Origin of the sequence: Microbispora sp. NBC_01389 (assembly GCF_045040095.1) — a bacterium.
Classification (GTDB): Bacteria; Actinomycetota; Actinomycetes; order Streptosporangiales; family Streptosporangiaceae; genus Microbispora.
In genome coordinates, this window is record NZ_CP109552.1 from 1,452,616 (window position 1) to 1,474,011 (window position 21,396).

Sequence of the window (21,396 nt, forward strand, 5' to 3'; positions counted from 1 at the left end):
GGACAGGATCCTGTGTGGACCATTCATTGCGCCAGAGAGTACGGCACGGCGACCCCCGAGGCGCTGGGCATTCCGGAGGGCACGGTGCGCTCTCGCCTGTCACGCGCGCGTACCCGCCTCGCCAAGCTGACCGACGAGGAACTGAAAAAGACGCGTACGAAACCCGAACCGCCCCTGCCCGGCGGACAGCACCTGGTGAGCCGTCTCCAGACGGCCCGGTCGACACAGGAGACGATCCGATGAACGCGCACCAGCACCGCGGCACCGATCAGCCGGCGGACCGGAGGGACGAGCTCCCGGTGCCCGCGTCTTCGAATCTCGACGCCGACCGTTTCCAGATCCTCAGGGAGCACTTCATGGCCGAGATCGTCAAGGACGAGCACAGGACGTCCCCCACCCCGCGTGCGTTCCGCACGCGACCCCGGCCCCTCCTGGCGGGGCTGGCGGCCGCGGCGGCGCTGGCCGTCGGTGCGACCGTGCTCCTCGCGGGAGCCGGGCCGGCGGCGACACCGGAGCCCGGACGGCGACCCGCCGGCACGGCGGTGGCGGCGAGCCGGCTGGCCGTGGTGCCGCTCGGCGCGGCCAGCTCCGACGACGTGAGCGGGCAGTTGGAACGCATTTCGCTGGTCGCGGCCAGGTCCTCGGCGGAGGGAGGCAGGTACTCCTACCGCAGGACCCAGTACGCCTTCGCCGTCCCGGTACGGGAGCAGACCATGCCGGGTGAGGGCCCGATGGAGATGCAGCCCATGGTCAGGCGAGAGATCTGGGTCGAGCAGCGGCGGTTCCACGGCAAGGGACTGATCATCGACAACGGCCGGCAGGAGGAGTACGACCAGGGCGACGTGGACTACCGCCACCGGTACGAGGAACTCGCCACGCTGCCGGCCGACCCGGACGACCTGCTGAAGGCGATCTACGCCGACCCCGAGACGAAGGAGGGTGACGGCACGACCAGGGAGCAGCGGGCGTTCGACACCATCGGCACCCTGCTTGAGCAGGAGGTGCTGCCGCCCGCGCTCGGCGCGGCACTGTACCGGGCGGTGGCGAGGATCCCCGGAGTGACGATCGTGGACAGGTCCCAGGACGCCGCGGGCCGCGAGGGGATCGCCGTGGCCCGGGAGGACAAGGGCGCACGCACCGAGTGGATCTTCGACCGGACGACGCTGGAATACCTCGGCCGGCGCAAGGTGCAGACCGCGGACACGCGGTGGCTGAAGAAGGGCATGCTGCTCGCCACCACGGCGGTCCTCGATCGTGCCATGGTGGACACGCTCGGCGCGCGTCCGTAGCCGAGGGCGATCCCCTCATGTGGGCAGCACGTGAGCGTGGGTGTTGATGGTCAGCACGATCGCGCTGTGGCGGGTCACCGGAGGCGGGAGGAGGAGAGAATCGAGGCCAGGTGGGCGACGACCATCACCCAGGTGATCACGCCGATCGCCAGCAGCGCCGCCCGGGTCGGGTCGAGACTGCCTGTGAAGGTGTCCACGGCGGCCGCCGCCAGCAGGACGAGGGAGGCTTCGATACCGTTGGTGACCCGGTGGATCTTCAGGACGGAGGCGAGTTCGCGTACGGTGGCGAGGCTCGCGGCGCGGGGGACGGTGGCTTCGTCGCCGGCCACGGGCAGGCCCCTGCGGGCCCGGGCGACGTCGACCAGATCGGTGGAGGCCTTGAGCAGGACGACTCCGAGAGCGGTGGCGAGTCCCGCCGACACCCACAGTTCCGAACCCTCCTGGGCGGCGCGGACGCCCGCTCCGATCATGAGTGCCGCGTCGGCCAGATAGGCGCCCAGCCGGTCGACGTAGATGCCCACCGCGCTGTTCTGGCCCTTCCAACGCGCCACTTCGCCGTCGACGCAGTCGAACAACAGGAACAGCTGGAAGAACACGGCCGCCAGCACCGCGCCCGCCAGGCCCGGAATCAGCAGAGCGAAGCCCGAGGCGATCCCGCAGACCACCATCGTCCAGGTCAGCGCGTCGGGCGTGACGGAGGTGCGGACGAGTTGCCGGGTCAAACGCAGAGATATCTTCCGCATGTACAGACGGCCCGCCCAGTGCTCCCCGTTGCGGCTTTCCAGCTTCGCCTTGGGCTGGCAGATCTCACGCAACTCGTTCAGCGGCGGGGCAGTCGCCATGGTCTGCTCTCTTTTCATTTGTACCGGTTTGCTCGCGTGGACCTCGGCGCCTCCAGCGCGGAGATCATCGTAGCCAGGACCGGTGACCACATGCCTCCGGCCCAGTCACCACCCGCTCACCGGCTCCGCCGGGGCGGGTGGTGTGCAACCGCTCATTTTCAGCGGTTGCACACCGGAGGACGCGGGCGGTGCCGATCACGTCCCATGGCGCATCATCCTGCTGCCGAGCTCGTCGGCGAACCGCATCCACGCCATGGCGCTCTCCTTGGCCACTCGGCAGACGAGGTCGACGCAGTGCTCGGGAACCGCGTCGATCAGCTGTTCCCGGTTGGATTCAACGGCGGCGCTCGTACTGAGCATGCGGAGAAGGACTCTGCCGCGTTCCCCGGAACGGAGTGCGGAACGAATCCCGGTCGATCTCGCCGGGGCTTCTGGGATGGGCCCGCCGATCCTGAACCAGACGGCGTTGCCCGCCTCGTCGTCATGGTGAACGCCCCAGGCGTCCGCCATGCGCGGCCAGGAGCCCGTGGGCCCAAGCACGGGCGACACCGACGCCACCTTGGGTCTCTCCCCGGTGACCTTCCACACCGCCACCCACCGGTCGGTCCACATCTGCGCCCTCGGACGAGGCGCGGCAGGCGACCTCAGGCCGCAGGCGGGACTGCTGTCGATCAGGCCTTCGCGGACGGCCTCGTTCAGCCCGGCCCGCAGCGTGGCGCGGATCCGCTCCAGCGTCGCGCTCGTCTGTGGTCTCCCGTACCGGGCACCGTACGGCGTGACCTCCTCAAGCTGGTCCCAGACGAGAAGTGGCCACAGGCCGTCGCCCATGAACACTACGCGCAACAACCGCCCACGGAACCATGCGAGGTCAGAGGCGCGAGCTACGCGGTGAGGACGATGACGGCGGCGGCCAGATAGAGACAACCGGCGAGCGAGACAGCGACGCCCGCGGCGACAGGTGTCCAGGCTGCTACGACAGAGGCCGCTGCCCGGCCCTTCATGCGGCGAGTGAGCAGCCCGTGGCCGTGAATCGTGACGACACCCACCGCAGTCAGTGTGACGGCCATCCCGACCCCGAACGCGAGAACGAGCACGACCGCGTCGAGAGCCCGACCGGTGAGCAAGCCGCTCACCAGCACGATGAACGCCGAAGGCGATGGCAGGAGGCCACCGGACAGGGCCAGCGCGATCAGTCCCTTCCGCGACCACGGATCGGTGAGCGCCTCATCATGCCCGTGACCGTGACCGTGTCCATGACCATGACCGTGTCCGTGGTCGCGCTGACGCAGCCGAGCGCGCAGGTGCCGGAGCGCGAGACGCACGCCGACTCCGATGACGACGACCGCGGCCACCACCTGCATCCACGCGGTGACGGACTCCGTGCCCACACCGGCAAGGTCGGAGACGCCGACCCAGGCCAGTGCCAGCACCAGTACAGAGAACGTGTGCATGATCGCGACGATGACACCCAGCCGTACGGCGTCGCGGTAACGGCCGTGAGTGCCCACCAGATAGGCGGTGACGCTCTTGCCGTGCCCCGGCGCGACCGCGTGCATCGCACCGACACCGAGGGCGATGGCCAGCGCGATCCAGAAGACGCCCCCGCTGTCGAAGAACGCGATGAACCGGCTGTCGAAACTGCTCAGACCCGTCATGACGACTTGCTCCTGCGCCGCACCCGCAACGCGACGAAACCGCCGATCCCCGCGACCACCCCGATGGCCAAGCCGACGGCGAGGCCGACGACAGTGGCCGGTTTGCCGCCGGAAGCGGAGAAGCTCAGATGTTGCGTGGTCGTCGTCGCCGTGAACAGCTTTTGCGTCGGAGCCCCCTGTGTATCGGCGGTGACCACGGTGCGGTAGTTCGCATCGAGGTCGACCAGGGCGCCTATGTTCACGTCGAGATCGTCCACCTTACGGGGGCAGTCGAAGGTGAACCGGGCACCCTGATCGGTCACCCCCACCAGCGACGCCAACTGCCCTGCGCACGGCCGGCCCCCCTGCGACACGGTGATCTTGCTGATCAGGTAGTCGCGCACCACGGTCGAACGCTGCAACTTCTGCTCACCGGTCAGTTCGGGCGCCGGGTCTGCGAAGGCTCCCTTCGCCACTCCCAGCGCGACCAAGTCGTCTGGGCTCGCCAGCCACGTGAGCGCCACATGCGATCCGGCGACGCTGATCCGCGCCGTGGCCGGAGGGCCGAAGGGATGCGCGGAAGCAGGCGTGGCGGAGGCCGCCATGACCGGCAGTACCTGATCACCGCGCGAAACCCCGGGGCGGACGCGAACCGCGCCGAGCGGCCACGAAGACGGTCACCGCGAGCAGGGCGGGCCGAGGAGGCGGCCGCCGAGTTCCGGCGCGCGGCCGAGCTGACCCGGAACGTACGCGAACGCGACCTGTTCCCGGAGCGCGCCACCCCGCTGTCAGCATGGCATCCCGCAGGAAGGGTCAGAGCTCGTCCAGCCAGATCACGATCCCGGTCAGGTTGTTGAGTACGGCCGCGACGCCTGCCCTGACGGCGGCCGCACAGCGGGCGGGCGTGAACGACGCGGGATCGTAGGCCGAGGCCATGCCGAGTCCTTCACCGCGGAACGACGCGCCGGACCAGTCGACGGCCGTGACGTTGTGGGTGGGTTCGGCCAGTTCCGCGCCCACGACGAGAAACCGCTGTGCGAGGTGGCTCGCGGTGACCAGGGCCAGCGGGTCGACGAGGTCGTCGCCCGCGCTGACGATGAGGTCGGGGCCCATGTCGAGGGCCCTGGTGATGCTGGGAACGAGGTCGTACGGGTGGTCGGCGACCACTGTTCTGAGGTCGACGTGTTCCTCCTCTGCCCAGTCCTCGATTGCCGCCACGAGGGTCCTGGTGGGCGGGTCGTCACCGGTGGTGAGCAGGACCACGCGGTAGTCCTTCGACGGATGGACGTCGGTCCAGGAGCCGGGCCGTGGCGTGATGGTCGCCTCGGGGGAGGGCGTGCTGGAGGGGTCGACGAAACCCGGGCCGAGGGTGCCGATGGCGATGGGCTTGGCGTGCGGTTGTGACCAGTCGCCGCCGGAGCCACATCCGGTGACCAGCGCGGCGACCGCGGCCAGCGTGGCAGCGGCCCGAAGCGGGGGGCGCAAGGGGATCGTCCTCCGAGTTGTGGCGGTTGGTGCGCGTACATCCTGCTATCCCGATTCCTCCCGCTTCATGGCTGAGAGGTAGTTGTGGGGTTATTTTTCCTACAGTTCGCCAATGGGTTGGGTGGGATTCACCCGTGACGTGGAACGTGGCAATCACATGTCGCAACGTGCCCGCTGTGCCGTCTGTATGTCACCAAGAGCTTCTCGGTCTTCCTCCGACGGCGGGGTCTGCGCGACAACCTGGGCGACCAGCGTGGTTTATGCAGATTTGTCCGTTATGGGCGGTTTGGTTCGCCGAAACGAGTGTTCCAGTCCTGAGATGCCGAGGTCTTCTGGGACATTCCATCAGTCAGAAATAGGGCATTTACGGGCGGTTTACCGGACAACGCGACTTTAATACCCCTCTCCGTACATACGGTCACAAAAAGGATTTTAAACATGACATTAGGCATCTCACCGCAGGCCCCCGGCCGGGTACGGCGCCGCGTGGCAGCAGGGGCCACCGCGGCGTTCCTGGGCTTGGCCGTGGCCTTCGGCAGCGGCATGGGCACCCCGGCGAGCGCCGATGCCGCCACGTTCAGCGGCATCATCCTCGGGGTCGGCGCCAACGAGGCCCAGCGTACGGTGACGTGGTACTCCTCGGCCGACACCGCGCAGAAGGTCCAGCTGGCCCCGAACGCGAAGCTCGTCAACGGCGAGTTCCCGGCCGACGCCGCCACCTTCGACGCCGTCGGCGGGGCGAACATCGCCACCAGCGGCGGCTTCAACCGTCACGTGACGATCACCAACCTGCAGGAGAACACGGCGTACTCCTACCGCGTCGGCGCCGAGGGCAGCTGGTCCCCGACGTACTCCTTCAAGACGCGGGACTTCGACGGCGACTACGACTTCCTGTTCCTCGGCGACCCGCAGATCGGCTCGTCCGGCGACGTGCCGAAGGACCGGGCCGGTTGGCAGGACACCCTGGACGTCGCCCTCGCGGCCAACCCGGACTCCGAGCTGCTGGTGTCGGGCGGCGACCAGGTCGAGACCGCCAACACCGAGTCGCAGTGGGACGCGTTCCTCGCCCCCGACAAGCTGCGCCAGTACCCGTGGGCCGCCACCATCGGCAACCACGACGTCGGCGGCAAGGCGTACGAGCAGCACTTCACCATCCCGAACAGCGACCGGTCGGCTCCGCTGTACTCCAACGGGAACCCGAACTCCAACGCGTCAGGTGGTGACTACTGGTTCATCTACAAGGACGTGCTGTTCATCGACATCAACAGCAACAGCTACGCCACCTCCCAGGGGGGCGGCGGCGACACGGCGCACGTCGCGTACGTGACCGACGTCATCAACCAGCACGGTTCCGAGGCCAAGTGGAAGGTGCTCGTCTACCACCACGCGATCTACTCGCCGGCCAGCCACGCCAAGGACAGCGACAACAAGGTGCGCCGGGTCGACTTCCCGACCACCTTCTCCAAGCTCGGTGTCGACCTGGTGCTGCAGGGCCACGACCACGTCTACTCCCGCAGCTACCTGATCAAGAACAGCGAGAAGGCGAACCCGGATGAGCAGCCCGGCGCCGCCGAGGTGTACCCCGGTCCCGGCGGGGTGCTCTACATCACGGCGAACTCGGCCTCGGGCTCGAAGTACTACGACATCACCAAGCCGGACAACAGCGGCACGAGCGGCGCGGGCAACGGCGCCGACCCACTGAACCCGAACAGCTACTGGTACAACTCGGCCCAGAACCAGGAGCACGTCCGCACCTACGTCAAGGTCGGCGTGCGCAAGGACAAGCTCGTCGTGGAGAACATCCGGAGCGGCACCTGCGCGGCTCCGAACGCGGCGGTCGAGCGTGGCCTGTCCTGCACGAACACCCCTGAGGGACAGCCGGTCGGCTCGCTCGTCGACAAGGTCACCGTGCACCCGTACAACGGCGACGGCCAGGCCCTCCAGGTCAACGTGCCGGGCGCCCCTCCGGGTGAGTTCGGCTGGACGATCGACGGCTACAACGGCCTGGTGGACCTCGGCACCGCGAAGGACCACGACGGCGACTACTTCGGGACGACCGGCAAGATCAACCCGATCGTCGTTTCGGACAACCGCCGTTCGCTCGCTCCGTGGTCGGTCTCGGCCAGCGTGAGCGACTTCAACGACGCCGGCAAGACGTTCTCCGGCGCCTACCTCGGCTGGACGCCGCAGGTGCTCGAGGACGGCGCCGGTGCCCAGGCCAGCGGTGCGGTGCCCTCCGCCTATGACGACCACGGCCAGGGCCTGTCCGTTTCGCGCGGCCTCGGTTGGGCCGGCCAGGGCCACCCCAAGGGCAAGGCCAAGCTGGGCGCCGACCTGGACCTGAAGATCCCGGGCAGCGTCGAAAAGGGTGGTTACCGCGCCACCCTCACGATCACCGCGCTGAGCAGCTGACCGGACCCGTTTCACCTGGCGGGGTAGGCGCCCTCTGGCGCCCACCCCGCCCCTCCTCCCAGACCCGCCTCAGATCTCCCGAGGACCCGAGATGCACGCGCCCGTAAAGCGCCGGAAGACAACCGTCGCCGCCCTCGTTCGTTCCGCCGTCCTGGCCCTGCTCGCCGCCTTCGCGGTCACCGGTCTGCGTGCCGACCCCGCTCTGGCAGCGGACGGCGACGTCGCCTGGACGGTCAAGACGGACTCGAACAGCTACGGCGCCGATCGGTCCAGCTTCAGTTATGCCGTCAACCCCGGTGGTTCGGTCGAGGACGCCATGGTCGTCGCCAACCGCGGCAAGGCTCCGCTCACGCTCGCCGTCTACACCGCCGACGGCTTCACGACCGACACGGGCCAGCTCGACCTGCTTTCCAAGGACAAGAAATCCGTCGGAATCGGCGCCTGGGTCCACGCCGACCGCGGCAGCGTCACAATCCAGCCTGGGCAGTCCGTCAAGGTCCCCTTCACGGTCGGCGTTCCGGACAACGCCACGCCCGGCGACTACGCGGGCGGCATCCTCACCTCCTTGACGCAGACCGACGAGGCCGAGGTCATCAACGTGGATCGGCGCCTCGGTATCCGGGTCAAGCTGCGAGTCAGCGGCGAGCTCAAGCCGAACGTCGTGGTCGAGGACCTCCGGGTGGACTACGCAGGCTCGTTCAACCCATTCGCCATGGGCGACGCCACCGTCACCTACAGAATCCACAACACCGGCAATGCCATCATGTCGGCCCAGCAGACGGTGTCGGTTTCGGGACTGTTCGGCTGGCTGGGGGCTGAAGCGGGCGAGATCGCCTCGCCGCCGGAGCTGCTCCCGGGTGAGAGCTGGAAGGTGGCGGTGCCCGTCCACGGCGTGGCACCCGCAGTCAGGCTGGACGCGACCGCAAGCCTCACACCCCTGCTCACCGACGCGTCGGGCTCCACCACCTCGCTCAAGACGGTCGGGGCCACGACGGACTTCTGGGCCGTCCCGTGGACGCAGTTGCTGCTGCTCGTCGTACTGATCGCGGTCGTCGTGGGAGTGGTCCTCCTCACGCGGCGCAAGCGCGTAGGGCGGAAGGAGCGGGAGGACGCCCGCGTACGGGAAGCCGTCGAGCAGGCGCTCCGCGACCAGAAAACGCAGACGCGCTGACCGCCCGCCTACTTCCGGGCATGCCGACGTGAACGCGGCAATCAACATCTTGAGGGCAGGGCTTGCCCTTCGCGACCCTGCGGAAGCGGCTTAGCGAGAAGCCGCTCCCTTCAGGGAGCGGAGGAGTCACTGAGTCAGGTCCTGGACCCTTGGCGGCTTGTCCAGGTACTGAGCCTCGGACGCCTCTCCGGCGAGGAGGCTCAAAGCGGCGGCCTGACCGCGCCGATGGCGGCGTGCCGGCGGATGATACGCGGGGCCAGACGTCGCGACCCGCGCCTCCGCGGCTACTCCCCGCTCCGGTCGGGCGTGCCGGGTGAAGGCGCTCGTCGCAGGCGGAGGCAGAAACAGGCGCCCTCGTCCTCGCGGGGCTCATACCAGGCGTCGCCGCCGTTGCCCCGGGCGAAGCTTCGGACTATCCACAGTCCCAAGCCTGTCCCCTCTGTCTCACGCTCAGCCTCCCGCTCACGGCTGAAGCGCTCGAACAACCGTGGCACGAAAGCCTCCGGCACGCCTGGCCCACGGTCGCACACCCGGAGAAGGATCCATCCCGGCTGCCCGGTCGCGGACACGTCTACGGGCGGACGTCCGTAGGCGAATGCGTTCTCCAAGTAGTTGTCCACCATCGCAGAGAACTCTCTGCGATCGACCAGGGCCTCCAGATCAGGGCTGCAGGAGATGCGCACCTCCTGTGATCGTTTGTCCAGCTCGCCGAGCCGTTCGAGGAGGACTTGAAGCACGGGGACGCGTTCCAAGCGGGCGGACGCGCCCTTCGCTTCAATGGTCGACGCGGTGAGGAGCTTTCGGACGAGCCCTTGGAGGCGGGCAGTCCGATCGGCGATGCGCTCGATGATCTCGGTTCTTCGCTCCTCTGCGAGCGCGACCAGGCGGTCACGCAGCACGTCCACCAGCACGCTGATGGTGGCCAGGGGATTGTGGAGTTCATGGGCCGCGACGGCGACCGCGATGTTCTGGCGTTCCAGGGCCGCCTCCAGCTCTCGCTCGACGTGCCTGCTCCGCGTGACGTCGCGGAGTGCGGCGACGTACAGGGGCTCGCCTTCCAGGGTTGTGGCGGTGACCCGCATCTCGACGACCCGTTTGCCTCCGGCGGGCAGCATCAAGTCGATCTCGGTCGCCGCACCCGCGGCGATGGGGAAGCCGAAGTGGGTGCCGATCAGCTCCGCTGCCGAGCGGGCGAAGAGCTCCGCGGCAGCGGGGTTGCAGAGCCTGATGATTCCTTCTTTGTCGACGGCGACGATTCCGTCCGCCGAGGCCGAAACGATGACCTGGCTGATATCGTCCCGGAATTCGACGTCGTTGGGCCGCCCTGACTCGGAGCCTCCTGTGTGGCTTCCGCCAGGCGAGGACCCGCCACTGGCACTCACCCCGACGGATCCTCTGTCACTTCGGACCCGGGCGACCCCCACGCGATCCCGGGACTGATCGCCCCTGTGAAGACGTGGGGGACGCCTCGCAGAGGTTCACCGATGTGCATGCCGGTGCCATCGATCCTGAATTGGCGAATCCTGTAGGTCATGGGCGGAGCCGCGCGCCTGGAGCACGGCGATGACACGCTGGATCTCGGCGGGGCCTTCGACATACCGGAGCTGGATCCAGACGTCGGAAAGGCCGGCGATGTCGGAGGTGATCACCGGCGCGTCTGCCGAGATGAGCCGTCCACAAGGTGTCCGCGTGAGAAGAGTGGTTATCTCGCTGTGCCGGAGGACCGCCCCCAGCGCGATGATGAAACCGAGCAGAGTCCGCGGCGCGACCACGCGTTCGAGAGCGGACAACGTGTCGATGACGAGCCGGGCCGGCGCGAACTCCTCAATAGCACGCCTGAGCTGCAGAAAGTGGTCTTCCGGAGAGGTCACCTCCGCGTAGCCGGACATGACCCGGACCAGACCCGATGCCTGCATGGCCTTGAGGTCCAGACCCCAGCTCGCGGCGGTGCGGAAGAGTTGCCCGCGGGTCCCGTCGAAGGTGCAGAGCAGGCAGCGCTCACCCGCCTCGACGGCGGCGGCCGCGAAACGCAGACTCGCCAGTGTCTTGCCCGTGCCGGTGGGCCCGGTCATTACGACGATGGCGTCCCGGTAGAAGCCGCCGCCGCACATCTCGTCCAACTCGGGGATGCCTGACGAGACGCGGGCGAGCGACGCGTGGTCGGACGGCGTGAGGAACGCGAGGGGGACCACCACGATCCCGTCCCGTGGATCGATGGTGAACAGCCATTCCCCCGTGCGCTGCGGGGCGCCGCGGAACTTGACGATCTCAACCGTCCGGCTTCGCCGACCCTGCTGGAGCACGTTGCGCAGGATGATGACATTGTCGAGTACGAAAGGCTCGACCCCGTAGCGGGTCACACCGTCGTACTCCTCGGGGCGTTCCGCGGTGAGCACCGAGGTGACTCCGAGCGCCTTGAGGGCGGAGGCGACCCGGAACAGTTCGTGGCGAACGACGCTGATGTCGGCGAACCGGGTGAAGATCGCGTTGAGCGAGTCGAGCGCGACACGGCGAGCCCCGGTCTGGCGGACCGCGTGTTCGATGCGCGCCACCAGGGCACCGAAGTCGTAGGCGCCGACGGCAGGCGCGTCCTCGCCGATACTCGCCGATGCTTCGACGAAGGCCCACTTCCCTTCGTCCTCCCACAGCTGGATGGGGAAGCCCAGCGAGGCCGAGTTGCGGCGGATGTCGGTGATTGTCTCCTCGAAGGTGACAAACACCCCAGGCTCGTTAGAGCGCGTGATTCCGCGGGAGAGGAACTCGACGGCGAACAGCGTCTTACCGCTGCCGGTCGTGCCGCTCACCAGCGTGGATCGGCCCGCGGGCAACCCGCCCAGGGTTACGTGGTCGAAGCCGTTGATCCCCGTGGGGATCCGCGCGATCGTGTTGCTGCCAGTCATCGTCACTGACCTTCCGAGGGCGATGCGTCCGCGGCTGGGAGGCCCAAAGCGACGGCGGCGCGGCCATGATCGGACAGATCCCCGATCACCCGCCGCTGTGGTGGCGGCGAGAGCCTGACCACGGTGGGGGTGGCCAGGATCCGTCCCTCCTCGGCAAGTTCGGGCCGTTCGACGGCGTCGATGACCTCGACCTCGTACATGCCGGAGAGGTGAGCGTCGCACAGGAACCGCAGGTTCACCTCCGCGGCATGGGACCGCTCCGTGTTCCCAGCCACGTACAGCCTGAATGAGTAGGTGGTCACGTCAGGAACCGTCTCCAACGTTCGCAGGGCTCCGGACGGGGCCTTGCGGTCTACCGCTGTTCGTACCCCGCAGACAGGCAGGAACGAGCATTGAAAGAGGAGACGGCACGCGAAGCGGATGGGGTGCCCCCCCGCTTGGCGCACGCATCAAGCACCGCCGACCCTCGCGTGGAGCGACGATCCAGTTCGACCTGACTTGTGCGTCACGATGCACCGCAGGTAGCGTCATGATGAGTTCACAGGGGCAGGCCAGGCCACAGGGTCTTCGGCCCGCTTTCGGCAAGGCGGACGCGCCCTCATCAGCCGGCTCCGATCCATCCTCTCCGTTCAAAGCCACGCCTCACCCGGGGGACGGGCGGAGCGGGTCCGGCCGGCCGGCGCACGGCGGCGAAAACCGCTCACGAAGTGAGCAGCCATGAGCCGAGCAGTGGTCAAGGTCACGGCGGGCAGGAGCCTCCTGTGATCCGAGTTCTCGTGGTCGAGGATCAGCAGGCGCTCGCCGGCGCTCTCGAGATCGCGATCGACGCCCAGCCCGATCTGCATTGCGTGGGCGCCGTCGGGACGGTCGAGGACGCCGTCTCGCTCGTGACGGTACGGAGCCCCGAAGTCGTGCTCATGGACATTCATCTGCCCGACGTCGACGGAATCGAGGGCACGAGGCGGATCAAAGCCTCTCACCCGCATGTCCGCGTCCTCATCTTGACAGGCGATGCCAGCCCCGACCTGTTCGCGGCCGCCGCGGTGGCAGGGGCTTCCGGATTCATCGCAAAGGACAGTAGATTTCCGGACATTCTCGAAGTGATCCGCGCCTCGGTCGACGAGAACATCCTTATGGTGGAGGGCGATACGCTCAGAGCGCTCCTCCAGGATTCCAGTGCATCGCCGCACGTCGGACGCGAGAACTGGGCGAGGCTAACCGCGCGCGAGCTGGAAGTCCTGGGGTTGATGGGCGAAGGGCTCGATCCCCGTGCGATCGCCGGGCGGCTCGTCGTGAGTCTCCACACCGCTCGAGGCCACGTCAAGAACGTCATGATGAAGCTGAGCGCGCACAGTCAGCTCGAGGCGGTTGTCGTGGCGACTCGGACGGGGCTCCTGCCGGGACTGCGGAAGCCTGGCTGAGGCCGCGATCCGGCCCATTTGGGGGGTGCCGTCCGGACCATGTGCGGGTGGCGGGGCGTCTACCGTCTCCCTAGATTGTTGAACATGCATCGCACCGCGGGTTGCCGTGGCTTTTCCCGAGCTACCGCCTCGGGGGGTCGGGCTCAAGAACGCCCCGTGCCGGTACCCCGGAAAAGAAGAGCGCCGCTGTCATTCAGAGGGCACGCCGGCCTTGCCGCGCGTGGCCGCTATGAGGCCTTCGTTGTCGTCCTCAAGACATCCCACCGTCGACGCCCCCGGCCAAGTCCCGGGAAGGAATCCCGGCCGGCTTCGGCATGTACACCGCTCTCCGAGGTCCACGGGGATCCGTCAGGCACGCCGGCGATACCGACACACCCCCGACCGCTGGGTTGCGGAAGGAAGAACTGACATGGACATGAGACACGTTAAGGCTCTGTCCGGCTGTATCGATGGTCCTGACATCCCCGCACACGTCGCACACCTTGATGCGGAGGTTTCCGATCCCCTCGGTGAAGACGAGATCGCCCGGACAACCCGGGCCGTGATCTGCACGCTGGAACGGCTTAACAAGGAACTGCAGCAACAGCGGAGGTTCGCCTCCGACACGTCGCACGAGTTGCGTAACCCCATCGCTGGGCTGCGCGCAGAGCTTGAGCAGGCTCAGTTACATCCAGACGATGTTCATCTGCACGAGACGCTCCAACGTGCGCTGTGCGCCGTCGACCGGCTGGAGGCGATCATCAGCGATCTGCTTCTGCTGTCCCGGGTGGGGGGCGCCGTGCCGTACGGGCGGGCGCCGGTCGACCTGGCGCAGCTGGTCAAGGCGGAGGTCTCCCGGCGGGCGGACCGTATTCCGGTCCAGTTGCGGCTCGTTCCCGGGGTCTACGTCAAGATCGTCGACATCCAGATCGGCCGGGTACTCACAAATCTGCTGGACAACGCCCAACGGCACGCCGAACGGGTCGTACGGGTCGAGGTCAGCCGTAACGGGCGCACCGCAGAACTGGCGGTCTCCGATGACGGCGAAGGAATCGCCGAGAGCGACCTCGAACGGATCTTCGAACGATACACCCGGCTGAACGCGGGCCGCCGCCGTGACCGCGGCGGCACCGGCCTCGGGTTGTCGATCTCCCGTAGAATCGCTCAGGCTCACGACGGGACCCTCCATGCCGGAGACTCTCCCATCGGCGGCGCACGCTTCACGCTTCGGCTTCCCCTCGCCGCCCTTCCGGGCCCCGACGGTGTCAAGAGGCCTGACCAACGGCCGTGCTGATCGCCGATCGCGAAGGCGGGCAGAGAGCCGGACGCGATGCCGGGCCAGATCACGGGCAGCCAGATCGCCCCCAGCAGCGCGTCAGCTTGGGAGCGCAGGATGAGGGCGCGGATGGAACGGACGGTTGGCGGGCGCCCGCGCCGTTTCGGCACGCAGGCACGAGCATGACGCCGCTTCATCAGATTACGGTGCCGGCGCATGACGGTATCGGGCCGGACGAGGAGCCGCAGGTGGCGCAGGACGTCGCGGGACAGCGGCGCCAGGAGGGCGGCGAGGAAGGTCGCTCCTCGGGCGGCCCGTGAACGGCCGGACGTCGAAGGCGTTCACCACCTTCAGCACCTCGGTGTGCGGACGCACCGTGCAGGCTCTTTCGAGAAACAGCGCGTCGCGGCGGGCGACGATCTCCTCCACGGGACGGGACAGCCGCAGGTCTCGTTTTTCGGCCAACGCTTTGATTACGTCTGCGGACGAGAGCCCCGTACGGGCGTCGAACCATTCCTGCTCCAGCTCCACGGCCTCCTCGGCCAACGCACCGGCCAACGCCTGGTAGTTGGCATACTGGGTGTCCACCAGTGTGCCGTCCCAGTCGAAGAGCAGGCAGTCCGCCTGGCGGGAAGCGAGTTCGGGATGCACGTGAGGCCTCCGTATTCCGATGAGCAGAGCTCAGGGAGTGTCCCGCGGATCTTGCCGTGACGGGAATCGACCAGGTGGATGCGCAAGGGGATGCGTCACAGGGCTGGAGTCGTCGCCGCCCCCAACGGGACGTCCACCGCGTAGCAGCCCACGTCCCAGGTGGCTCCGCCGCCCAGGGACGGCTCCAGCCGGATGTTGCCGCTGCCGCTTTCGATGGCGTACGCGAAGCAGGCGCGGACGCCCCGCAATTCGCCGATCACCCCGGAGGCCAGGACATGTCGAGTCGGACGGAGTCTGTCGCGCTGGCCCTCTTCGGAGGAGGATTCTCAGGCGTTCTCATGGGCGGGTTGAGCGGTTCCGAGAGCGCGTCCGGCCTGGTCGGCGAGGATCACCGCGACGAGGCGGGCCTGCGGCGACGGGGTGGTCCCGGGCACGGGCTGGAGCATGAACCGCCCGTAGTAGTGGCCGTTGGCGAACGTGCGTAGCTCGATCTCCTCGGCGGGGAGGCCTTTGCGGTCGACGTCCCAGTGCCTGCGGCCGACGACCACGGTGCCGTCCCTTGCCAGCCGTGCCGGGTGGCCGAGGAGCGAGCCGTACTCGAACCGGCAGCCGCGCAGGCCCAGGATTTCGGTGAGCTGCTTGTTCACGTGGTCTACGACAGCGGCGGGCGATCTGCTGGACTGCGCCAGTTCGGCGGTCCGGTAGATCCGGGACAGGTGCTCGGCATCGGTGATGGCGATCACCTCCAAGCGGCGCGCCCGAGCGGCCAACTGCGAGACCACCAGCGCCACCACGAGGAGCAGCACCGTCGTCCCGATGTCGGGGGCCTTGGCGATGGTGAAGCGCCCGTAGGGCTGGGTGAAGAAGAAGTCGAACCACGCGGCGGCCGACAGCGCCGCGAGCGCACCGGCGAGCCGGCGGCCGTAAACGGCCACCGCGACCACGATCACGACAAGGACCAGGGCTACGTCGACGGGACGGAAAGCACCGCGGAACGGAACGAGGATCACCGAGAGGACGGGTGGAGCAAGCAGCGCGACCACCAGCATCAAGGCGTCTTTTTCCACGTGACGAGGCATGTCTCACACCCCTTGTCTTCGGTCTACCACAGCCGGTGCTTCGGGCCGTGGGCCGGGAGCCCGAAGAGAGGGCCCTCGTGCTCGCGCTGGAATCCCGCCCAAGTGCTGCCGTTCACCCGAGGGTGCGGTGCAGTCCGTCGGCGAGGGGGCCGAGTGACAGGACGGGCAGGTAGCTGAGACCGCTGACGATCAGGGCCGTGCCGAGGGTCATCAGCGCGAATATCGGCCCGTGAGTGGGCAGGGTGCCGCTGGTCGCGGGCACCGGTCGCTGACCGGCCAGGCTTCCGGCCAGCGCCACGACGAACACGATCGGCAGGTAGCGGCCGAGGAGCATGACGATCGCGAGAGCGATGTCGTAGAAGGTGGTGCCGCCGTTCAGACCGGCGAACGCGCTCCCGTTCCCGCTGGCGGAACTGGTGAAGGCGTAGACGACCTCGGACAGGCCGTGCGCCCCTGTGTTGCCCATCGCCGTACGCCCAGCGGACGATCCGATGGCGACGGCGGACCCGGCCAGGACCACGGCGGGGGTGCTGATCTGGTAGAGCACCGCCATTTTGATCTCTCGGGCGCCAATCCGCTTCCCGAGGTATTCGGGAGTGCGCCCCACCATGAGGCCGCCGACGAAGACCGCGACCAACGAGATGATCAGCAGGCCGTACAGACCGCTGCCGCAGCCACCCGGGCTGATCTCCCCCAGCATCATCGCGAACATCAGGACTCCGCCACCCAGGCTGGTGAAACTGTCGTAACCGGAGTTGGCGGCCCCATCGGCCGTAGCGGTGGCGGCCACAGCGAAGGGCGCGCTCCCCGGGACGCCGAACCGCGTCTCCTTGCCTTCCATCGCGGCACCCGCGGCGCTGGGGACGGTGCCACCGTGCACGGTCTCCTCGACCGAGACGCCGGCGAGCAGGAGCGAGAACAAGACGCCGACCACGGCCAGCAGCGTCCAGCCCTGACGCCGATCGCCGACCAGCCGGCCGTACATCCGGATGAACCCGGCCGGAATGAGCGGCATCAGCGTGATCTCGATCAGATTCGAGACCAGGGTGGGGTTCTCGAACGGATGGGCACTGCTGGCGTTGAAGAACCCGCCCCCGTCCCCGGACAGCAGCTTGATCGACTCCCACGAGCCGACCGGGCCGCCCGGAAACCGCTGGCGACCGCCGGCCAGGGTGGTCGCCGTCACATGGACACCGTCAAGGTTCTGGACGACGCCGAGACCCACCAGGACCACGGCGAAGACCACCGCCAGCGGCAGCAGGACGCGCGTGATGCTGCGGACGAGGTCTACCCAGAAGTTGCCGACCAGGTCCGTGCCGCCGCGGACCAGCCCGCGGATCAGCGCCACCGCCACCGCCATTCCCACCGCCGCGCTGGCGAACGCCTGCACCCCCAGCCCGGCCGCCAGCGCGAGGTGGCCCATGGCCGACTCACCCGCGTAGCTCTGCCAGCTCGTGTTGGTGGTGAAACTGACCGCCGTGTTGAACGCCGCGGCCGGCGCGAAAGCGGGATGGCCGAGCGACAGCGGCAGCGCCGGCTGAAGCCGGAGAATCCCGTACAACAACAGCACCCCGGCGGCGGAGAATGCGAGAAGCGACCTCAGATAGTGGGGCCAGCGCTGCTCGGCCTCCGGATCGATCCCGCAGAACCTGTAAACGGCCTTCTCCGCGGGCCAGTGCCGCAAGCCGGTGTAGGCGCGGGCCATGTAGTCGCCCAGCGGCACGTGCAGCGCGACCAGGACGACGATGACGACCGTGGCCAGCAGCCAGCCGTTCACCGCACCGCTCCCGGACTTCGTCCGGACCCGTAGCCGTGCATCGAATGCGCTCCCCCGCTGTGGCGATCAATGTCCACAGGGCGCCGGGGGCGCTGCCAGGAGGAGCGCACTACTCGGCCGGAATCTCGGAGCTCGCCCCGAACGTGGTCGCAGCGTAGTCGCCCAGGGGTTGGATGCCCTGTCAATTGACCGGTTCCCGCATCACCGCCGAGGTGGTCACGACGAATGATCACCCCAGTCGCGATCCTGCCGCCGCTCTGACGAGAAGGGCGGGTTATTGTCGCTGGATGATCTTGCAGTGGCCTCGGGGCGTGCGGCAGAAGCCCGCTTGAGTCTTGGACCGTACGTTGGCACTGACGACGATGTTCTGAACGCCGTCCACAAAGGACGGGCTGTTGGCCACCGTGATGTTGCCCTTCCCGTTGCCATTGCGGTTGCCGCCGCCCCAGCCCTGCACGGCCAGGGTATGCGCCGGGGAGCCCTGCGGAATCACCGCCGCCTGGGCGATCGACTGCGCCGACAGGGCGGTGCCCGCCATAAGCGCCGCGAGCGCAAGCACCAGGATCGCGCCAGTGCGCCCATTCATCCTGATCTGGCCGAGCATTTCTGGCGTGTCCGCCTTTCTGCCGTACGAATACAGACGGCTTCCGTTTGTCGCAACATGAACGACGTGCTTCTCCATACCCCCTGGTCCGGCCGTCATCTCGGCGCAGCCGATCACCGGTGCGAACGATTACCGCTCCTTGTGACTTGACCCGGTGCCTTCCGTACCCGCACGGAAAGCACCGGGGCAGTGCTCAGCGGGTGAGGGCGGGCATCGTGACCCTGGGCCTGGCGGCGTATCTGATCTATGTGCTCCGATCCCCCCTCACCTCGGGAACCCTCCGGAGGGTGCCATCTTGGGCGGCTGCCCTCGCGAAGTGGACAGGCGTTCGGGCCCGGCCCGGCGTGGGACGCGATCGCCGCTGTCGGCGAGGACCTGGTGGAACGCATGCGCCAGGTGATTCCGAGCCTGGCCCTGGCCGATCGGCGGCTACCGCGGCCGAACCACCGGGCGGGGTGCGCACCGAGCCCGTCGACCACGCGCTAGGACGCCCACGGCGGCCTGCGACCAAGCTGCACCTGGCCTGTGAGCAGGGTCGACGGCTGCTGCCGCTGGTGGTGACCGCTGGTCGGCGGGGCGGCGCCCCCCAGTTCGAGGTGGTCATGGCCGGCATCTGTGTCCCCCCGCTCGGGCCGCCGCCGACCTCGTCCCCAACGCCGCTGCGTGCTCTGCTTCCCCTCCTTCCGCAGTGGTGACGAACCTTCCTGCGATATGGGCGGTCCCCCAGTCGGGGGACGCGGTCCGAAGGGGACCATCGCCACGTGGCCGGCAAAACCGTCGAACCAGACATCGCATCGCTGCAGGCAAAAACGCATAAATCACTCCAGAATAGCTATTACAAATGCGGCAATAAGCGCGAAAGCATGGCGACCACGGGCTGACTTCGCGTTCATGCATGTCGTTAAACGACTGCGATGGCAGCGCTCGTTATCGTGGTGAATCGTGACGCATAGTCAGCGACCTGTCACACCCACGCAGTGACGACACAGGGGGATGATTTTGTGAAAGGCACCCGCCGCCCATACCTAGCACGAGACAAGGTCCGGCCATGGCTGGCGGCCATTCTCGTTTCGATGGTGACCATCGGACTCTTCGCGGCGACGCCGCAGGCCGCGAACGCGGCGTCGCCACCGCCGGTGCCGCTCGGCACGGCCGCCAATTTCGCAGTTCTGGCGGGTACGACGGTGACCAACACCGGCGCGACCGTCGTCACCGGCGACCTCGGCGTGAGTCCCGGCTCCGCGGTGACCGGCTTCCCGCCCGGAGTTGTCAACGGAACCATCCACGCCGCCGACGCCACCGCCGCCCAGGCCCAGACCGACCTGACCGCCGCGTACACCGACGCCGCCGCGCGACCTGTCGACGCCGTCCTTCCCACCGATCTCGGCACCATCGGCACGCCGGTCGCGCCCGGCGTGTACGCCTCGGCTTCGGGAACCTTCGCGATCACCGGCAACCTGACTCTGGACGCGCAGGGAGATCCCAACGCCGTCTTCATCTTCAAAACGGCGAGCACCCTCGTCACCGCCTCCGCCAGCACTGTGACCCTCATCGGCGGCGCCCAGGCGTGCAACGTCTTCTGGCAGGTCGGCAGTTCGGCCACGCTCGGGACAGGGTCCAGCTTCGTGGGCAACATCCTCGCGCTTACCTCGATCACCGTGACCACCGGCGTCACCGTGAACGGCCGCACCCTCGCCCGGAACGGCGCGGTGACCCTGGACACGGACACGATCACGCGATCCGTCTGCACCGTACCGCCCGTGCAGACGACCACCACGACACTCACCTCGTCGTGCACGTCCGGCCAATCGGGCCCGGCCGTGTTCACCGCGACGGTGACAGCCTCAGGGGGGACCGTCCCCACGGGCGAGGTCGTCTTCAGGAACGGCACGACCAGTCTGGGGACCGTCGCGCTCAACTCGGCCGGACAGGCCATCGCATCATTTCCGAACCTCCCGCAGGGCCAGGCCCGGATCACCGCCAGCTATCTCGGCGCCCCCGGACTGGCGGCCAGCACCTCACCGGTACTCATTCAGGACCTCGGCCCCAACGGCACATGTCCTGTCGCCGTCATCAAAAAGAAGAAGAAGGTGGCCCTCCAGAAGGCACCTCAGATGGAGAAGAAGGCCAGGGAGGTCACGGAGGCCACCGAGGCCACGCAGGCCACGGAGATAGCCAAGCCCATCGAGGTCACGAAGCCCATCGAGGCCACTGAGCCCGCGGATGCCCAGAACAATGCGTTCGATGATCGGGAAAATCACCAGGTGAGCGACAGCGGCACTTTCTGGAACCAGGTCTTCCACAGCTCCAGGAAGCACGACAGCACCGTCCTGATGGTCGTGACGCCTCACACTTCTTCCGAGAGAAATCTTGGAGGGGAAAAGCGTGGCGGGCGCGACAGGGGCCTTGGCGCCTCCTCCCCGGCACACTCGCGCCAGCCGGTGAAGCACATGCGCCCCGGCGGGCATCACTAGCTCCACAGGCCGGAGGCCCGGGCACCCCGTGCCCGCCTCTCGCCGGACATCTGGCCCCGGACCCTCGCGGAGCCGGGGCCTCCTCATGCGGCAGGCGGACGTGCGCGACCTCAGCAGCCTCGCGCCACGAAATCGGCGTACGACTCGCAGGATCTGGGGCATGGAGTCGTAGCCCGCGTCGACGATTCCCGCCCGGAGTGTGGACGGAGAAGCGTTCCGGGCCGCGTGCGATCTCCACCTGAGACTGGGCGATAGTCCATCGGCTCAACGCAGACCGCGGCTCTGCTGACCGACGCCCTCGACTCATCGATCCAAGGAACCGGGCTCATCGGACGCATCAGACCATCGGCATGACCTCAGTGCAGTCAGGTATGAACCTCCATGACGACAACATCCGGCCAC

General features: G+C 68.0%; 20 protein-coding genes. 7 read left to right on the forward strand and 13 right to left on the reverse strand.

Annotated features, from left to right (window positions below):
• Positions 1–12 precede the first annotated feature (12 nt).
• Positions 13–243 (forward strand): hypothetical protein, encoded by a 231-nt coding sequence (locus OG344_RS06415; protein WP_405087392.1) that lies wholly within the window; start codon positions 13–15, stop codon positions 241–243.
• Entirely contained in the window at positions 240–1,289 is a 1,050-nt protein-coding gene (locus tag OG344_RS06420) for a CU044_5270 family protein (protein ID WP_405087393.1), read from the forward strand. The genes OG344_RS06415 and OG344_RS06420 overlap by 4 nt, the downstream gene beginning before the upstream one ends.
• Before the next feature lie 74 nt (positions 1,290–1,363).
• On the opposite strand, the gene OG344_RS06425 is transcribed toward OG344_RS06420, so the two are convergent.
• The 5 genes from OG344_RS06425 to OG344_RS06445 all read right to left on the reverse strand — a co-directional run bounded on the left by OG344_RS06425 (position 1,364) and on the right by OG344_RS06445 (position 5,250).
• Positions 1,364–2,131, reverse strand: a complete 768-nt coding sequence (locus tag OG344_RS06425) for a CDP-alcohol phosphatidyltransferase family protein (protein ID WP_405087394.1) — start codon at positions 2,129–2,131, stop codon at positions 1,364–1,366.
• Positions 2,132–2,326: 195 nt separating this feature from the next.
• Positions 2,327–2,977 (reverse strand): hypothetical protein, encoded by a 651-nt coding sequence (locus OG344_RS06430; RefSeq protein WP_405087395.1) that lies wholly within the window; start codon positions 2,975–2,977, stop codon positions 2,327–2,329.
• Positions 2,978–3,012: 35 nt separating this feature from the next.
• Positions 3,013–3,786 (reverse strand): nickel/cobalt transporter, encoded by a 774-nt coding sequence (locus OG344_RS06435; protein WP_405087396.1) that lies wholly within the window; start codon positions 3,784–3,786, stop codon positions 3,013–3,015.
• The gene (locus OG344_RS06440) at positions 3,783–4,370 is read right to left on the reverse strand and encodes a hypothetical protein (RefSeq protein ID WP_405087397.1); all 588 of its coding nucleotides are present in this window, start codon (positions 4,368–4,370) and stop codon (positions 3,783–3,785) included. The genes OG344_RS06435 and OG344_RS06440 overlap by 4 nt, the downstream gene beginning before the upstream one ends.
• A 208-nt stretch (positions 4,371–4,578) precedes the next feature.
• Complete coding sequence (locus OG344_RS06445) at positions 4,579–5,250, reverse strand: hypothetical protein (RefSeq protein ID WP_405087398.1); 672 nt, start codon at positions 5,248–5,250, stop codon at positions 4,579–4,581.
• A 438-nt stretch (positions 5,251–5,688) separates the two neighbouring features.
• Here OG344_RS06445 and OG344_RS06450 point away from each other — a divergent pair, with 438 nt between their 5' ends.
• Both OG344_RS06450 and OG344_RS06455 read left to right on the forward strand, forming a co-directional pair.
• Positions 5,689–7,662 (forward strand): fibronectin type III domain-containing protein, encoded by a 1,974-nt coding sequence (locus OG344_RS06450; RefSeq protein ID WP_405087399.1) that lies wholly within the window; start codon positions 5,689–5,691, stop codon positions 7,660–7,662.
• A gap of 91 nt (positions 7,663–7,753) precedes the next feature.
• Positions 7,754–8,833, forward strand: coding sequence for a WxL protein peptidoglycan domain-containing protein (locus OG344_RS06455; protein WP_405087400.1), 1,080 nt, complete (start codon positions 7,754–7,756; stop codon positions 8,831–8,833).
• A gap of 284 nt (positions 8,834–9,117) precedes the next feature.
• Here OG344_RS06455 and OG344_RS06460 read toward each other — a convergent pair whose 3' ends face one another.
• The 3 genes from OG344_RS06460 to OG344_RS06470 form a co-directional block, all read right to left on the reverse strand.
• A complete protein-coding gene (locus OG344_RS06460) occupies positions 9,118–10,215 on the reverse strand; it encodes an ATP-binding protein (RefSeq protein WP_405087401.1) in 1,098 nt (365 codons plus the stop codon).
• Positions 10,216–10,311: 96 nt separating this feature from the next.
• Entirely contained in the window at positions 10,312–11,733 is a 1,422-nt protein-coding gene (gene kaiC / locus OG344_RS06465; RefSeq protein WP_405087402.1) for a circadian clock protein KaiC, read from the reverse strand.
• Positions 11,734–11,735: 2 nt separating this feature from the next.
• On the reverse strand, positions 11,736–12,035 hold the full coding sequence (locus tag OG344_RS06470) for a circadian clock KaiB family protein (protein ID WP_327048359.1): 300 nt from the start codon (positions 12,033–12,035) through the stop codon (positions 11,736–11,738).
• Positions 12,036–12,494: 459 nt separating this feature from the next.
• On the opposite strand from OG344_RS06470, the gene OG344_RS06475 reads away from it, so the two are divergent.
• Both OG344_RS06475 and OG344_RS06480 read left to right on the forward strand, forming a co-directional pair.
• Positions 12,495–13,154, forward strand: coding sequence for a response regulator transcription factor (locus OG344_RS06475; RefSeq protein ID WP_405087403.1), 660 nt, complete (start codon positions 12,495–12,497; stop codon positions 13,152–13,154).
• Between the two features lie 409 nt (positions 13,155–13,563).
• Entirely contained in the window at positions 13,564–14,427 is an 864-nt protein-coding gene (locus tag OG344_RS06480; protein WP_405087404.1) for a sensor histidine kinase, read from the forward strand.
• 183 nt (positions 14,428–14,610) lie between these two features.
• Here OG344_RS06480 and OG344_RS06485 read toward each other — a convergent pair whose 3' ends face one another.
• From OG344_RS06485 to OG344_RS06505, 5 genes are all read right to left on the reverse strand, one after another.
• Positions 14,611–15,060, reverse strand: coding sequence for an HAD hydrolase-like protein (locus OG344_RS06485; protein ID WP_405087405.1), 450 nt, complete (start codon positions 15,058–15,060; stop codon positions 14,611–14,613).
• A 95-nt stretch (positions 15,061–15,155) separates the two neighbouring features.
• Complete coding sequence (locus OG344_RS06490) at positions 15,156–15,332, reverse strand: hypothetical protein (RefSeq protein ID WP_405089054.1); 177 nt, start codon at positions 15,330–15,332, stop codon at positions 15,156–15,158.
• A gap of 54 nt (positions 15,333–15,386) precedes the next feature.
• The gene (locus OG344_RS06495; protein WP_405087406.1) at positions 15,387–16,127 is read right to left on the reverse strand and encodes a DUF4118 domain-containing protein; all 741 of its coding nucleotides are present in this window, start codon (positions 16,125–16,127) and stop codon (positions 15,387–15,389) included.
• A gap of 124 nt (positions 16,128–16,251) precedes the next feature.
• Entirely contained in the window at positions 16,252–17,916 is a 1,665-nt protein-coding gene (kdpA, locus tag OG344_RS06500; RefSeq protein WP_405087407.1) for a potassium-transporting ATPase subunit KdpA, read from the reverse strand.
• Between the two features lie 274 nt (positions 17,917–18,190).
• A complete protein-coding gene (locus OG344_RS06505; protein WP_405087408.1) occupies positions 18,191–18,598 on the reverse strand; it encodes a hypothetical protein in 408 nt (135 codons plus the stop codon).
• A gap of 923 nt (positions 18,599–19,521) precedes the next feature.
• On the opposite strand from OG344_RS06505, the gene OG344_RS06510 reads away from it, so the two are divergent.
• Positions 19,522–20,994, forward strand: a complete 1,473-nt coding sequence (locus OG344_RS06510; RefSeq protein ID WP_405087409.1) for an ice-binding family protein — start codon at positions 19,522–19,524, stop codon at positions 20,992–20,994.
• Positions 20,995–21,396 lie beyond the last annotated feature (402 nt).